This window comes from Streptomyces sp. NPDC041200 (assembly GCF_055591805.1).
Genome location: NZ_JBVIZF010000050.1, coordinates 15781 through 30170 on the forward strand (window position 1 = coordinate 15781; position 14390 = coordinate 30170).

Annotated in this window: 12 protein-coding genes; 1 reads left to right on the plus strand and 11 read right to left on the minus strand. The window is 66.7% G+C overall.

Annotation, left to right across the window (positions count from 1 at the left end; translation table 11 throughout):
• Window positions 1-18: 18 nt before the first annotated feature.
• The 11 genes from ACZ6CL_RS39510 to ACZ6CL_RS39560 all read right to left on the minus strand — a co-directional run bounded on the left by ACZ6CL_RS39510 (window position 19) and on the right by ACZ6CL_RS39560 (window position 11162).
• Window positions 19-420 (minus strand): allene oxide cyclase barrel-like domain-containing protein, encoded by a 402-nt coding sequence (locus ACZ6CL_RS39510; protein ID WP_468945567.1) that lies wholly within the window; start codon window positions 418-420, stop codon window positions 19-21.
• Window positions 421-527: 107 nt separating this feature from the next.
• Window positions 528-1772, minus strand: coding sequence for a methyltransferase domain-containing protein (locus tag ACZ6CL_RS39515; RefSeq protein ID WP_468945569.1), 1245 nt, complete (start codon window positions 1770-1772; stop codon window positions 528-530).
• A gap of 73 nt (window positions 1773-1845) precedes the next feature.
• Window positions 1846-2967 carry a DegT/DnrJ/EryC1/StrS family aminotransferase gene (locus tag ACZ6CL_RS39520; protein WP_468945571.1) on the minus strand — a complete coding sequence of 374 codons (1122 nt, stop codon included), beginning with the start codon at window positions 2965-2967 and terminating at the stop codon, window positions 1846-1848.
• Between the two features lie 5 nt (window positions 2968-2972).
• Entirely contained in the window at window positions 2973-4238 is a 1266-nt protein-coding gene (locus tag ACZ6CL_RS39525; protein ID WP_468945572.1) for an acyl-CoA dehydrogenase family protein, read from the minus strand.
• 133 nt (window positions 4239-4371) lie between these two features.
• Window positions 4372-5406, minus strand: coding sequence for a dTDP-glucose 4,6-dehydratase (gene rfbB, locus ACZ6CL_RS39530; protein WP_468945574.1), 1035 nt, complete (start codon window positions 5404-5406; stop codon window positions 4372-4374).
• Entirely contained in the window at window positions 5393-6289 is an 897-nt protein-coding gene (gene rfbA / locus ACZ6CL_RS39535; protein WP_468945576.1) for a glucose-1-phosphate thymidylyltransferase RfbA, read from the minus strand. The genes rfbB and rfbA overlap by 14 nt, the downstream gene beginning before the upstream one ends.
• Before the next feature lie 1448 nt (window positions 6290-7737).
• Complete coding sequence (locus ACZ6CL_RS39540) at window positions 7738-8736, minus strand: Gfo/Idh/MocA family protein (RefSeq protein ID WP_468945578.1); 999 nt, start codon at window positions 8734-8736, stop codon at window positions 7738-7740.
• An 88-nt stretch (window positions 8737-8824) separates the two neighbouring features.
• A complete protein-coding gene (locus ACZ6CL_RS39545) occupies window positions 8825-9433 on the minus strand; it encodes a dTDP-4-dehydrorhamnose 3,5-epimerase family protein (RefSeq protein ID WP_468945580.1) in 609 nt (202 codons plus the stop codon).
• Between the two features lie 85 nt (window positions 9434-9518).
• The gene (locus ACZ6CL_RS39550; RefSeq protein WP_468945583.1) at window positions 9519-10271 is read right to left on the minus strand and encodes an AfsR/SARP family transcriptional regulator; all 753 of its coding nucleotides are present in this window, start codon (window positions 10269-10271) and stop codon (window positions 9519-9521) included.
• Between the two features lie 68 nt (window positions 10272-10339).
• Window positions 10340-10597: a hypothetical protein gene (locus tag ACZ6CL_RS39555; RefSeq protein WP_468945585.1), complete on the minus strand. Its 258-nt coding sequence runs from the start codon at window positions 10595-10597 to the stop codon at window positions 10340-10342.
• Window positions 10598-10961: 364 nt separating this feature from the next.
• Window positions 10962-11162: a hypothetical protein gene (locus ACZ6CL_RS39560; RefSeq protein WP_468945587.1), complete on the minus strand. Its 201-nt coding sequence runs from the start codon at window positions 11160-11162 to the stop codon at window positions 10962-10964.
• Window positions 11163-13368: 2206 nt separating this feature from the next.
• Here ACZ6CL_RS39560 and ACZ6CL_RS39565 point away from each other — a divergent pair.
• Window positions 13369-13572: a cold-shock protein gene (locus tag ACZ6CL_RS39565; protein WP_067275720.1), complete on the plus strand. Its 204-nt coding sequence runs from the start codon at window positions 13369-13371 to the stop codon at window positions 13570-13572.
• Window positions 13573-14390 lie beyond the last annotated feature (818 nt).

A 14390-nucleotide genomic window follows, 5' to 3' on the forward strand; every position in this document is an offset into this window, starting at 1 on the left:
TCGTTCAATCAGGGCGGTTCAGTCCTCCATATAAATGGTGGCTTCGGCGATCGTCGTATTCGCGTCAGGCCGTTCCACGAATTTGAAGGTCCGCGTCCCCGTCTTTCCGGCATACCGGCCGCTGACGCCGATCGCGGGAAGCCGGTTGACCACGAACCCACCGCCCGCCGGATCCTCCTGACGGACCGTCCCGGTCCAGCTGATGACACCATCCGCGAGCTTCTCGGTGGCCGTCATCAGCTGCATCAGACTGCCGTCCTCCGGGTCCCCGAACACCACCGCCATGCCCTCCGAAGTGGACACCAGATTGCCGCTGGAGTCGTACAACTCCTCGGTGAACGTGACGTGGTGCCCCACGCCGGGACGAGTCGACTGATGCACTGTCGTATGGCAGACTTCCCGGAGATTTTCCAGGTACATGAAACCCCCTCATGAAAACGCAGAACTCTGGCGGAAGAACGCCTGCCAGAATCATGTACACGGGCCCTGACCAGGCAAGCCTGAGGACGCACTTATCGCCCCTTGACTCACGTCACATGGACCTGCGGAACGTACCGAATCCACCGGCCGCCGGACTGCTGGAACTCCTGCTCCTTCGCCATGATTTCCTCAGCATGATTCCAGGCGAAAAGCAGCGCGTAGTCCGGATACGGGTCACTGAACTCGGCCGCGGGCCGGACCGGAATGTGCTGCCCCGGAGTCAGCCGGTCCTGCTTGCTCGGCGTCGTATCGCACACGAACGACACCAGCTCGGGGCCGATACCGCAGAAGTTCGTCACCGTCGCGCTCTTCGCGGTCGCCCCGTAGCCGACCACGCGGCGTCCCTCGGCGCGCAGCCGCTCCAGCAGCGCCACCAGATCCCCGCGGATCTTCTGTACGTTCGCCGAGAACGCCCGCAGCGTTGCCAGGCCGGTGAGCTTCTGCTCGCGCTCGTCGGCGAGCAGCCGGGCGACGGCCTCCGCCGGAGTACGCATACCGGCCCGCGCGAGCGTGTAGCGGACCTCGCCGCCGTGGACCGGCAGCCGCTCCACGTTCACCAGCTCAAAGCCGAACCGCTCGGCCATCGCCTGGACCGAGCCGGCCGAGAACAGATAGAAGTGCTCGTCGTAGATCTGGTCGAACGAGGTCTTGGCGACGATGTCACCGAGGTAGGGATCCTCGAAGACGAACACGCCGTCCGGGGCGAGCAGCGCGTCCGCCCCCCTCAGGACCGAATCCAGGTACGGGATGTGGCACATGGTGTTGGCGGTGTAGATGACATCAGCCGGCCCCTCGGCGGCACGCACCTCACGGGCCGTCGCCTCTTCGAAGAAGTCGGTACGCACCTGCACGCCCTTCGCGCGCGCCACCTCGGCCACACCCGTCGAGGGCTCGAACCCCAGGTGCCGGACACCCGCCTCCCGGATCGTGTCCAGCATGATCCCGTCGTTGCAGCCCATCTCCACGATGAAGGGGTCCGCCCCGGTCAGTTCGGTGGCGAGGAAGTTCTGGGCGACCCCAGCGAAATGCTCACGCATGACCGAGGAGCCCGACGAGTAGTAGGGGTAGTCGTCGTGGAACATCAGGTGCCGCGGCACCTCCTGGGTCAGCTGCACCATCGTGCACGCGCGGCACTGGCCGACGGCGAGCCGGTAGAAGAACTCGCTGTCGGTCTCACCCGGCTCCAGGAACCGGTCGGACAGCGGCTGCCTGCCCAGATCGAGGAACTCCTCGACGTCGCCGCCGCAGATCCGGCAGGCCCCCGGGATGGGCGCGTCGGTTACACCAGTCATGATCGAACTCCTTGTTGGTCGCGGTTGCTGAGAGGGGGACCGCACTCCTGACCGCGAGACGGGCACCGGGACGTCACAGCTCGGCCAGGACCTCGCGCAGCGCGTCGATCGTCTTGTCCTGACGGTCCGGTGGCAGCGACGGGTACATGGGCAGCGAGAAGATCTCACCCGCGAGCCGCTCGGTGACCGGCAGCGACCCCTTGGCATACCCGAGTTCGGAGAACCCGCTCATGGTGTGGACCGGCCACGGGTAACTGATGTTCAGCGAGATGTCGTACCGCTTGAGCCGCTCGATGATCTCGTCGCGGCAAGGATGCCGCACCACATACACGTAGTAGACGTGCTCGTTTCCCTCCGTCACCGACGGAAGGGTCAGCCCGCCGGGCCCGGCGAGGTCCGCCAGGCCCTCCTCGTACCGGCGTGCCACCTTCCGCCGCCCCGCGATGTAGGCATCCAGGCGGCGCAGCTTGCGGCGCAGAATCTCAGCCTGCACCTCGTCGAGACGGGAGTTGTGCCCCGGGGACCGGACGACGTAGTAGACCTTCTCCATCCCGTAATAGCGCAGCTGGCGCAGACTGCGGTCGACCTCGGCGTCGTCGGTGATGACCGCGCCGGCGTCGCCGTAGGCCCCGAGCACCTTCGTCGGATAGAACGAGAACGCCGCCGCGTCCCCCATCGTGCCTGCCGCCTTGCCGTGCTGCCGTGCGCCATGCGCCTGAGCGCAGTCCTCCAGGACGGCCAGACCGTGCTCTTCGGCCAGCCGCCGCAACGGAGCCATGTCGACACATTGCCCGTACAGGTGCACCGGCAGCAGCGCCTTCGTGCGCGGCGTGATCGCGTCCGCGACCTGGCCGGTGTCCATCAGGTAGTCGTCCTCGCGCACGTCCACGAAGACCGGCCTCGCCCCGGTGCCGTCGATCGCGACCACGGTCGGAGCCGCGGTGTTCGACACCGTTATCACCTCGTCGCCGGAACCCACGCCCAGCGCCTGCAGCCCCAGCTTGACGGCGTTGGTCCCGTTGTCGACACCGACGCAGTGCCCCACTCCGTGATAGGCCGCGTACTCGGCCTCGAAGCCCTGCACGCTCTTGCCGAGAATCAGCTGCCCGGACTCGAAGACCGTCTCGACGGCCTCTAACAGGTCCGCCCTTTCCTGTTCGTACTCCGGTAGGTAATCCCATACACGAGTCGTCATTTCCCTCACCGTGACATTGGCGTACAACGCGATGGATCCGCTGAATTTCCGTTGCCCGTGGAGCGGGCCGCCCAGGTGCTCATGTAGTTGTTGTCCCGCTCGATCCCCAGCGCCTGCGCGCTCAGGAAGTCCACACCGTCCACGTAGGCGTACGGCTGCATGAACCCGCCCGCCCGGACATCGCGGTAGAGCCGCGACAACGGATGGGCCCCGGTAAACGACGCGCCGCCGACCAGGGTCAGACAGTCGTTGACGATGGCCGGGGCCATCTGGTTGACCGTCAGCTTGGCGCACTGGAAGTGCCGCATCATCTGCCTGCCGCGCTCGTCGAGGTCCCCCGACAGATCGGCGTTGAACGCGTCGATCACGGTCAACGCGGTGCCGAGGGTGGAGCGCAACATGTAGAGACGGGCGTCCAGCTCCGCCACCAGGGTCCGCGCCGCGGCCTGCGGGGCGGCGGACCGGCGTGCGAGCGCCCCCACTGCCAGGTCGTAGGCGGCCTGTGCGACGCCGACGTACAAGCCCAGCATCGAGACCGAGCTGACCGTCTGACCGGCGAGGACCGCGTCGTTGCGAGCCCCGACGACATCTCGCACGATGACGTCCCCGGCCGGTATGGGGCAGTTGTCGAAGACGATGTCCATCGTGCCCGACGCGCGCATCCCCAGACCGTCCCAGTTGTCCAGGACGGTGAACCCGGGAGTGTCGCTCCTGACGACCGGAGACACCAGCCTCGGCGGTTCGTCGGTCCCGTCCGTGCGCGCGTTGATGAAGAAGTGTGTGCCGATGGGCGCCATGGACACCAGCGTCTTGCGGCCGGACAGCAGCCACCCGCCCGACCCGTCGGGCGCCAGTGTCGTCACCGCGGAATGGTGGTCCTTGATGCCGGAGCACATGACCGCGTCGCCCGCGACCATCATCCGCATCAGCCGCTCCGCCAGCGCACGGGCGTTCGCATCACCGTGCCGCCACTCGTAGCCGAGGGTGAGCCCCCGGCTGAGCTGCAGATGCAGCGCCAGCGCTGTCGAGGCGTCGGCCTGCGCCACCCACTGGAGCGCGACCCCCACGTCGAACAGCCGGTCCACTCCCAGCCCGCCCAGCTCGGCGGGCACCGTCGCGCCCATCAGGCCTTCCTTGCGGAGCGCGTCGAAAGTCTCGGTGGGGAACCTGGCGTCGCGGTCGTTCTCCGCCGCGGTGGCCCGGATGCGCGGCAGGTGCTCGGAGAGCCGCTCGAGCAGGACGCGACCGGCGGGAGTGACCGGTGCGCTCAATCCCGTCGCCCGGGCCTGGGGGGTAGTGCCTGAGGACAATACGTGCTCCGTCATGACTTGCTCCGTACTCTCTCCATCGGCGTTCATCGGCGGTCATCGGCGTGCTCTTGGCCGTACCTGGAGGTATCCGGGGTCAGGCCGTCACTCCGGTGGGAGAGTGGGGGCCGGCGTGCGGCTGGGTCACCGTCCGGCGGAGCGGTTCCCACCAGGACTCGTTCTCCACGTACCAGCGCACCGTGTCGGCGAGCCCGGACGCCAAGTCGATGCGGGGCCTATAGCCCAGCTCATTCTTGATCTTCGTCCAGTCCACCGAATACCGCTGGTCATGTCCCGGACGGTCGGGAACGTTGCGCACCGAAGACCAGTCCGAGCCCGTCTCCTTCAGCAGGTGCGCCGTGAGGTCGCGGTTGGTGAGCTCCGTCCCGCCGCCGATGTTGTAGACGTCGCCGGGCCGACCACCCTCCACCACCAGCTGGATGGCGCGGCAGTGATCATCCACGTGCAGCCAGTCGCGCACGTTGCTGCCGTCCCCGTACAGCGGGAGCTCCTCACCCTCCAGCAGGTTCGTGATGAACAGCGGAATGATCTTCTCGGGGAACTGATAGCGGCCGTAATTGTTCGAGCACCGCGTCACGCACACCGGGAGTCCGTAGGTCCGGTAGTAGGAGCGCGCGACGAGATCCGCGCTCGCCTTGGACGCCGAGTACGGCGAGTTCGGCTCGAGCGGATGCTCCTCGGTCCAGGAACCGGCGTCGATCGAGCCGTAGACCTCGTCGGTGGACACCTGGACGACCCGCCGCACACCCGCGTCCAGGCAGGCGTTCAGTACGGTATGGGTACCCTGCACATTGGTGTGCATGAAATCGGCCGGTCCGGTGATCGAGCGGTCCACGTGGGACTCCGCGGCGAAGTGCACGACGACGTCCACGCCCGCAAGGACATCGGCCAGCAGACCCGCGTCGCAGACGTCTCCGACCACCAGCTCGAACCGCCGGTCATCGGAGACCGGAGCCAGGTTCTCCTCATTGCCCGCGTAGGTCAGCTTGTCGAGGACAACGACAGAGGCGCCGGCGAACTCCGGATACGCGCCCGAGAGGACCTGCCGCACATAGTGCGAACCTATGAACCCGGCGCCCCCGGTGACGACCACACGATTATTGCGCGACATATGTCAGCCTGCCCCAGTCAGTGTCGCTGGAAATCCCCATTACGTACCGGCCATACCCTGAGTTCTTGTGCTTCTTCCCGAGGGAATAACAACTGTCGGCGTCGATGTAGCCCAACTGGAGCGCTATCTCCTCCAGGCAGGCGATCCGGCCGCCCGCGCGTTGCTGCTCCTGTACGAAACGCGTCGCGTCCAGCAAGCCGTCGTAGGAACCCGCGTCCAGCCACGTGCTGCCCGGCCCGAGTGAGTGCAGCCGCGCCCTGCCCTGTTCCAGATAGACCCGGTTCACATCGGTGATCTCGAGCTCCCCGCGCGCCGACGGCGTGATGCGGTGAGCGATCTCGACGACGTCGTTGGAGTAGATGTACAGACCTGTCGCGATCTCAGAACTGCGTGGCCGGGACGGTTTCTCCTCAATCCCGATCACGCTTCCGCCGGGCCCCTTCTCCACCACGCCGTACGGCCGGGGGTCGGCGACCGTGTGGCCGAACAGTGTGCAGCCGTCGATGTCCTTCATGCTGCGCGCCAGGACGTCCGGCAGTTCGGGGGAGTGGAAGATGTTGTCGCCCAGGATGAGGGACACCGGGTCGGAGCCGACGAACTCGGCCCCGACCCGGAAGGCGTCGGCGATACCGGCGGCCAGCGGCTGCTCCGCATAGGAGATTCGCAGGCCGAGTTCCGCACCGTCGCCGAGCACCTTCCGGAACAGCGGCAGATCCGTCGGCGTCGAAATGACGAGGAATTCCCGCACGCCGCCCAGCATGAGAGTGGACAGGGGGTAGTAAATCATGGGCTTGTCGTACACCGGAAGTAATTGCTTGGAGAGAGCGAAGGTCAGCGGATAGAGACGCGTTCCCGTTCCTCCGGCCAGAATTATTCCCTTCACGGGTGACACCTCTGTCGTCATAAGCTGAGTCGCGGGATGTAATCGCTGATGATGCGTGACTGCCTGGGGCGCTTCACCGCCCTCGCACGAGGAGCCAGCCCGGCTGGCCGCGGGTCGCCCTCCCGGGACGGGCCGCGCGGGATGCCCACGCCGAAGTCGCCGCGCGCGAGCCCCGGGCGTCGCCCGGGGCGGGCCAAGGGGGATCCGGGCGGCCGGCTGGAGCAGGCCGCGGACCTGGACGTGGTGACCGACGACCGGCCGGAGAACCGGGGTTGCGGTGGGTCCGCGCTGGACGGTGCGGCCTCGCCGGGCTTCATAACATGTCAGGTCCCTGATCCGCCCAAGACTCATCCACCGATGGCCGGGCATCCCCAACACCGCGCGGCCTGCTGGCACGGACACATCACCGGCACGGTGGCGCCGGGCGCGACAAAAGCGACCGCAGTGCGCGGGGCCGGCCAAGCGCACAGGCCGCGCGAGCCGATCACCCTGCAGGAGACGGACGGCCCGGTTCGGCCGGCATGAGCACGGCAGCTGACCGATACGCTCGTCGACGCCAGCCTGGCCCGGAGCCGGACAGTGATTCCCGGTTCTTGGCGGACAATGGCCGACGCGCGGCAGTCGGCCCGGATCCGCTCCTGCGTCTCCACCGTCCGCGAACATTGCATTACCCCCCTCACCACCCTCCGAGACATGTCCGCCGGACGACTCTGGATGATGCTCACTGCAGCTGAAAAACCTCAACAGTTACGATCATCCTATTGTTGCGACACAAAAGGCTTCTTAAGCGGCTCTAAGAGCAGCCTGGAACGAGCCTTGCCCAGACCTTGTGCCACCTTGCGCCCGACGCCTCGGCGCTGGTCACCTTTGTCAATCCGCGACGGACCGACCCCCGGACAACAGAAATCAGCGATTCAACCGGCCGGTTTAGTCACACCGAGAGAGAAGACGGACGCGGACGACGCCCACGATGTGACCGCCCGCCGCGTGCCCGGCCGCACCCCCGCACGCTCACCGCGCCCAGAACCCCGTCGCACCCATGATCGACCGGAGCGGTAGAACACGGCGCTCCTCCCGGACCGACCGTACGGATACCCGATGCCCCCGGCGATGGTCAGCACCACGACGCGACTGGCCCCGCAACCGCGGCTTCACCCCGCGCACTGAACTGCCGACCACACCTGAGACCTGTACGCCCCAGGCGGACGCAAAAGCTGACACACAGACGGGTTCGGCCCCCTGCGCTCACCGGAACAGCAGCCCGCCGGCCCCCGGCAACGCGACCCACCCACAAGCTCGGCCGATCACCGCGCACTCACACGCTGAACCGACCGCAGCGGCCGCACGGGCCCCAGACCGTCGCCCGCCACCACCGGCCAGCCCACCCCCTGAAAGGCAACCGGCACGACACCTCCCACCACACCGGACAGCGAAACACTGCTGGAGCACTAGGGAAAGTAGATGTTGCGCGAGTTCGCCCGAACAGCATCCACCAGGGACGCCTGACTCACCGAGTTCCGCGACCAGCCCTCGGGGCGCTCCCCGCTGAGAACCGCCTGGGCGAACGCGCGAATGCTCTTGGCGAACTGGTCCTCCGAAGGCAGAACGAACTGCTCGGCGTGATCCTGCCGCTCGACATGAACGACCGGCTGGTAGGACGCCGGAGGAGTGAAGACGCGGTTCAGCCAAAGGCGGCCGGTGCTGCCCCTGAACTCGTAACTGTTCGTGTAGGAGTGCTCCATGCCGAACGTAAGCTGTGCGGTCACCCCTTGATCGGTCGTCATGAGCGCGTTCCCTCCGACCACGACACCGTGCGATCGTTCATGCCGGAGAACCGCGCCCGCGACACCGAGGTCCATGCCGAGAAAGAAACCAGCCGCGCGAATCGGATACACACCGATGTCCAGCAGCGCACCCCCGCCCACATCGGCCTGGTACCGGATATCACCCTGCGGCTTGGGCGGGATCGTGAAGCTGGCGGCAAACGACCGGAGTTCTCCGATGACACCTTCCGCGAGCATGGCCGCGACCCGCTCATGCTGAGAATGGTGGAGGAACATGAAGTTCTCCATGAGCAGCAGCTGCCGTTCCGCGGCCACGATGAACAGACGCTCGGCCTGGGCCCGGTCAGTGGTGAGCGGCTTCTCCGCCAGGACGTGCTTGCCCGCACGCAGCGCCCGGTCGATCCACTCGGCGTGCAGCACAGCCGGAAGCGGAACGTACACCGCGTCGATGTCGTCACGTTCCAGCAGGGCGGCATAACCCTCCACGGGCGCCCCACCGAACCGGTCGGTGAACCGCTGCGCCCGGTCCCACCCCCGGCTAGCGATGGCGGTCACCTCCGTGAGCGGTTCGGCCGCCAACGCGGGCAGCGCGCGCCGCCAAGCGATGTCGGCACATCCGATCACTCCAACACGAACCGGGCTGACGCTTCCCGAATGCTCCATCAGAACTCCCTGAACAAGATTGCGGTGGGGACTCGCCGACGGCACGACGTGGTATTCCAAGCCACGGCGCACAGGAGGACGCTGCGCCTCAGACAGGATGCGGTTCGGCGGACGCCAACGCCTGTTCGTAGGTGGGGAGCAAACCGCGCTCGACCGCCTCGGCGAGGGTGGGGGCTGCCGCGTCCTTGTCCGACGTGATCGGCGGGCCGTCAAGTTCCCAGGGAATTCCGATCGCGGGATCGAGCGCCTGGACGTCGATCATCGTGCCCGGCACGTACTCTGCGCCGCAGAGGTAGTTCATGCACGTGTCGTCGGTCAGGGCGAGAAACGCGTGGCCGATGCCGTCGGCCAGATAGACACCGATTCCGGTTGCCGCCTCCTGCAAGGTCACGTCGTACTGGCCGAACGTAGGCGAGCCGACCCGCAAGTCGACCGCCACGTCCATTGCCGCCCCCCGCACACAGGTGACCAACTTTGTCTGACCGGGCGGAATCGTGGTGCCATGAATCCCGCGAAGCGTGTTCTTCTTGGAAACTGAGTAGTTCACCTGCCGAATCTCGAAGTGGTGGCCGGCCTGCCGGAGGAGTTCGCTGAACTGCCACGCCTCATAGAAGTGGCCTCGCCGGTCCGGTAGGTGACTCGTGTTGATTCGATACGCCCCAGGGATGGACGTCTCCGATATCTCAATACCGGGCACGGTGGTTTCCTTCGTTGACAGGTAGGAATGGATGGCTGGTGAATATGGCAGGAATCAGCCGAACGCCGAACAGAAGACGGCAGGGTCATGAAGTGACGGTGCCGGCGGTCACGTGGTGGCGCTGCGTCTTGCCGCCGTTGACCGTACGCATGAACTGGAGCTCGTCCAGCCGGTCGTTCAGAATGAACTCCTGTGTTTCCTGCAGGAAACGGCACGGCTCCAGACCCAGCTCCTCGCGCATTGTTTTCCGCGCAGTCTGGTAGACCTTCAGAGCGTCCGCCCGGCGTCCGGACCGGCTGAGCGCCTCCATGAGCAGGGCGTAGAAATCTTCCCGCAGCGGGTACTCGACGGTGAGCGAGTAGAGGATGCGGATGGCCTCCCGGGCCTGATCCGACGCCAGCAGCGAACGCGCGAGAAGTTCCACACACTCGACGCGCAGTTCTTCAGTTCCGTTGGCGAATTCCTGGATGATCGGCCCCTCGAAGGACGACGCGTGCACAGGTTCGCGCCAGAGTGCCAGCGCCTGCGTCAGACTCTCGGCCGCCGCGGCATGGTTGCCAATGCCCATCTGCAGCCGACCCTTCTCCGAAAGGGCCATGAACAGGTCGAGGTCGAGTTCGTCGAGCCCCAAGTTCAGGAGATAGCCGGGAGAGCGGGTGGTGATGCAGTTCTTGGTGAGGGATAACTTGTTGAGCGCCTTCCGCAACTGCGACACGTAGACGTGCAGCGATGCACCCGCGCGCACAGGCGGGGTCGCGCCCCACAGCTCCTGCGTCAGCTGGTCGAGCGATACGACCTGCCCGTTGCGGATCAGTAACGTCCTCAGCAGTACTTCCATCTTGTACGTTCCTACCGAGGACGTCTCGTCGGCGACCGAGATGCGAACAGGGCCCAGAAGTTCGTACCTCAATCCGTGGCCTCCCCAATCAGGACGATGTCAAAGCTGGGCGCGCTGACGGCAAAGGTGTTGGTGGTCTTGTCGATGTGCCAGGCGGTGTCCGCTTCCCATTCGGCATCGCTGACCTGGGCGAATTTGGCGGCGCTGCAGGTTTCGACCTGCGCCGCGTTCGTGGCGGGGACGCCGAGAGCGGCTGCAGTTGGTCCGGAGGTCAGGGCCATCGGGCGGACACGTCTTGCAATGCCCCGGTGGATGCCGGCGCGCATGATCCTCACTTCATTTCCCCCGTTAGGAATCAAAACCCGCCCTGGCGTGGGCAGGCCTGTGAGGCGCGGTCGGGAAACCCGACGTGGGCGCATGGGGACTCCGATTCCGCGTCCACGTCGTGATCCTGACAAGCGCTGAAGCGAGTTTTCCGGCTGAGGGGAGGATGCCGCAAGGGCACCTTCTGGCCATCTGTGTGTGTACGCCATATAAGTTCGGCAGCCTTCCGGGGCCACAGAGGTACGCGCTTTGTCCGAGTTGGTGCGATCTTGCCGGGTGTGATAACGACGGACAACCTCAATACCGGTATTGGGCGCAATTCGGTCGCCCTGGTTGGTGTGCCATCGCTTGCGGGGGAGAGGCGCACTAGGCGCACTTCACCATGAAGGCGCAGTGCGCCTTCACCGTCTCGACGAGACACCGCGCGCGCCCGCGCTGACAGCGCAGGACATCCGCGGTGACCGTGATGCCGGACAGATCGCAGGGCAGCAACAAGGCGGCGAAGCAAGTGAATTCGTTCGTATTGCCGGGGACCCACAGCTGGCTGCGGGCCCGCCAGGCCGGCACCGGTGACCGCGGCCAGCACATGCGCGGCCAGGGCCTCGCCGTGGCGCGAACCCGCGGGTCCTCTTGCCATCCACCGCGAGGGTGCCCGCTCGACGCGATACCCAACCGAAAGGCCGTCGCGGAGCGTGCAATGTGCCGCTTTGGTACCAGCGACCCATACGGTTGCTCGGTACCCGCGTCAGCCCCGGCCGGAACAGTATGGAGTGGTCAACCCGAGCGCGCGGGATGAGGCCACGGCCGGGTCGAAGGCGCCCAAGCCAGTGCTGGTGGCGCGGCTGCTGGAACTCGATACGCCAGGGACGCTGACCACAGCCCACATACGTGCGGGCACCCAAACCAGCGGGGTGGCTGTGCAGACCGTGCGGCGCTGCACCGGCACCTGAAGAAGACCGGGGCCCTACCGGCGGAGGACGGCCACCCGACGGCAGGCGCGCAGCTGGCGCGGACGTCGTCAGCGCGGGCGGTCCCCGAAGCGGCCGGACAGGCGACAGCGACGGAGACCTCGGCGTATGCGTCCAGCACGGCGCTTGGCAAAACGCCCACCGACTGGAAGGCGACACAGGTACCGATGCCTATGCGCCCGCCGGTGGCTGAAATAAGACGGGCGGCGTTCGACCCTCTGGCGCCGCCGGACCGTTTCCCGCACACGTCGGCGCCGACCGACACCGCAGTCGCGAGGACTCTGAGCCAGACGCGGGTGCCCGTGGTCGATGAAGCACAGCGCCCGCCTGCGCCACGCCTGGAGTACCTGCAGAGCCAGTCGAACCACCCCGGCACGCGGAACACACTGATGCTATGCGGGGCAGGCAGCGAGCGGGCCCCGGCACGACTACCGCAGCTAGCGTCACGGATCGGCCCGTGGCAGGAGCTTCCACACCTGGCCGCAGCGCAAGTGGCGACCGTGGTGACCGGCCTCAACCCCCTACGGCGCACCGTCCCGGCCCCGGAACTGACATGGATCGACCAGCCGCGCGCACACAGCACATCCCGCACACGGGCCGCTTTGACCGCATGCGGCCGTTAACCGGGCTTTCCGGGGCAACTGTTGAGAAAGATCGCGCCACCACCATGAACGGAGCGCTCCTCCAAAGGGAAGGAGGACGATCGCATACGGCGCCCTCCGCGCAAGCGGCGGGCTGCCTGCGGCATCGAGGACAGCACTGCGCGATCCGGCCATACGGCGACTGCTCAATCTACACCCCGGCCACTGCGAGGTTCACGATCACACGTCGATGTCGACGGCAACGCCCGCAAGATCGTGGATCACCTGATCCACCGACTGCGCGACGCCCGGAACTGCAAAGTGCCTATCACCAGCACCGAGCCAAGGGCGTAGCACGGCCCAGCGGCCGTACCCCGCCTCCTGCGAGTCCCCGCCCTCCGCACCTGACGCGTACCACCGCCGAAACGACGACTGCGGCGCCCCCCCCATGTGGCGGGCCGCCCTGGCCACACCCCTCCCCGAAAGCACCCCCACAGGAGCCGGCCCCTTCCCCCGCAGCCACGCTGATGACACAACCTGGCCCGAGCTCACCCTAGCCTCCGTACGCCACACCCCCGCGCTAACCGACGCCGACGACGTAACCGCCGCCACGGCGCCAGCCACCCCCGAAGCAACCCAGACCATGACCCAGCAACACAGATACCTCCAGCCGACGAGCTGCTGCCGCAGGCCTGGCCACCGGACCGTGGCCAACAAGGGACAGCGAGGCCCGTATCGCAGAGCTGACTTGCCTCGCAGGGGAGCGAGCCGGACACACACCAGCCACCGCGCCCTCGCAGCCATCCCCAAGCCTGCCCGCACCCCACCGGACTCCCGCATCGTCAGATTCCGCTTCGCCCCATGCATTCCATCCTCTCCAACCCAGCGCTCAGCCTGCCCCGCAGGAGCACCCCGCTGGCGCGGGACGCGGACCGGCCTGCTCGCAACGGGTGTCCTCCTACGGGCGGACCTCGCCGAGGAGCTCTCGCTGCGCCTTGGGCCACCCCCTGCCCCAGGACCTGGGCCGGGACGCGACTGAGCAAGACCGTGATCATTGCTCTCTGGTGACGAGCAGTTTCCCCGTGTAGCGTCACTGGCAGATGTCGTGGTTCGCAGCACCTGCCCGCGCCCTGGCGTGGGCGTTTTTGCTGTGCGGTGCAGGACCAAGACGATCACCTCCGGGTCCGCGTGGTGCGGATCTGCAATCAACTGAGAGGCACGAGCATGGCCAGCGGAACCGTGAAGTGGTTCAACTCCGAGAAGGGCTTCGGCTTCATCGCCCAGGACGGCGGCGGACCGGACGTTTTCGCGCACTACTCCAACATCAATTCTTCCGGCTTCCGCGAGCTCCAGGAAGGCCAGGCCGTGACCTTCGACGTCACCCAGGGCCAGAAGGGCCCGCAGGCGGAGAACATCACGCCCGCCTGACTTCGCAGCAAAAGACGCCCGGCCCCCAGCGCATCCGCTGAGGGCCGGGCCTACTCACACCCGCCGGCCCCGACGAGGCGGGCCCAGCGCAGGTACACGCACGACTGGCCGACAGCTCCGACACCACGATGGACCGGTGGTGCTCGACGGCCGGCATGGAAAGACTTGCTCGGCTCGACACCTACGGCTTGCACCTCGATCACACAGAGATTGCCCGCAGCCGACTTGATGGCCGGGCAGGAACCCATGTGGGAGGGCCCGCCAGCCCACGCGAGTCACACTCCTGAGACATCGTCACCCCCGAACCAGAACACCTGCGGGCTGCATGAGCACGACGTCACGGGGGGAGCTGGCTTGACGGGCCGTTGCGGCTTCTTACGGCGCTGAGCCGGGAGATACTGGTCTGGCATCCCCCGGCTCAGCGCGAGCCAGTGGATCCCCGCCCGGGTCCGGAGAGGCCGAGAGCGATAACTCGGATCCGCCACACTTTTCCGCTAAGGAAGCACCCAGCCGCTCCCCTTCATCGTGACAGACGTCACATCCTTCCGAATCCTCCTGAACTGACACTGCGTCAGCCAAGAGACACGGCCCCTCTCCTCTTGCTAGCCTCCCGCGACAGCGGGAGGAACTCGAAGGCGAAGCCGGAGAGTCCTCGGCAGGGGAAGCGAAGCGCCCCCTGCCACGGCGCCGAAGGCGCCAGCCTCCGGGCGAAGCCCGGAGGCACTCGGCGCAACGCGCCGAGTGGACACTTCGTCAACCCCGCGCGAAGCGCGGGGTTTCGTATTCCGCGCGAAGCGCGGGATTACCCGCTCCGCGGG

Coding starts and splice junctions, on each gene's coding strand:
- ACZ6CL_RS39510 (WP_468945567.1), bottom strand. CDS start 420: ATGTACCTGGAAAATCTCCGGGAAGTCTGCCATACGACAGTGCATCAG.
- ACZ6CL_RS39515 (WP_468945569.1), bottom strand. CDS start 1,772: ATGACTGGTGTAACCGACGCGCCCATCCCGGGGGCCTGCCGGATCTGC.
- ACZ6CL_RS39520 (WP_468945571.1), bottom strand. CDS start 2,967: ATGACGACTCGTGTATGGGATTACCTACCGGAGTACGAACAGGAAAGG.
- rfbB (WP_468945574.1), bottom strand. CDS start 5,406: ATGTCGCGCAATAATCGTGTGGTCGTCACCGGGGGCGCCGGGTTCATA.
- ACZ6CL_RS39540 (WP_468945578.1), bottom strand. CDS start 8,736: ATGGAGCATTCGGGAAGCGTCAGCCCGGTTCGTGTTGGAGTGATCGGA.
- ACZ6CL_RS39550 (WP_468945583.1), bottom strand. CDS start 10,271: ATGGAAGTACTGCTGAGGACGTTACTGATCCGCAACGGGCAGGTCGTA.
- ACZ6CL_RS39555 (WP_468945585.1), bottom strand. CDS start 10,597: ATGCGCGCCGGCATCCACCGGGGCATTGCAAGACGTGTCCGCCCGATG.
- ACZ6CL_RS39565 (WP_067275720.1), top strand. CDS start 13,369: ATGGCCAGCGGAACCGTGAAGTGGTTCAACTCCGAGAAGGGCTTCGGC.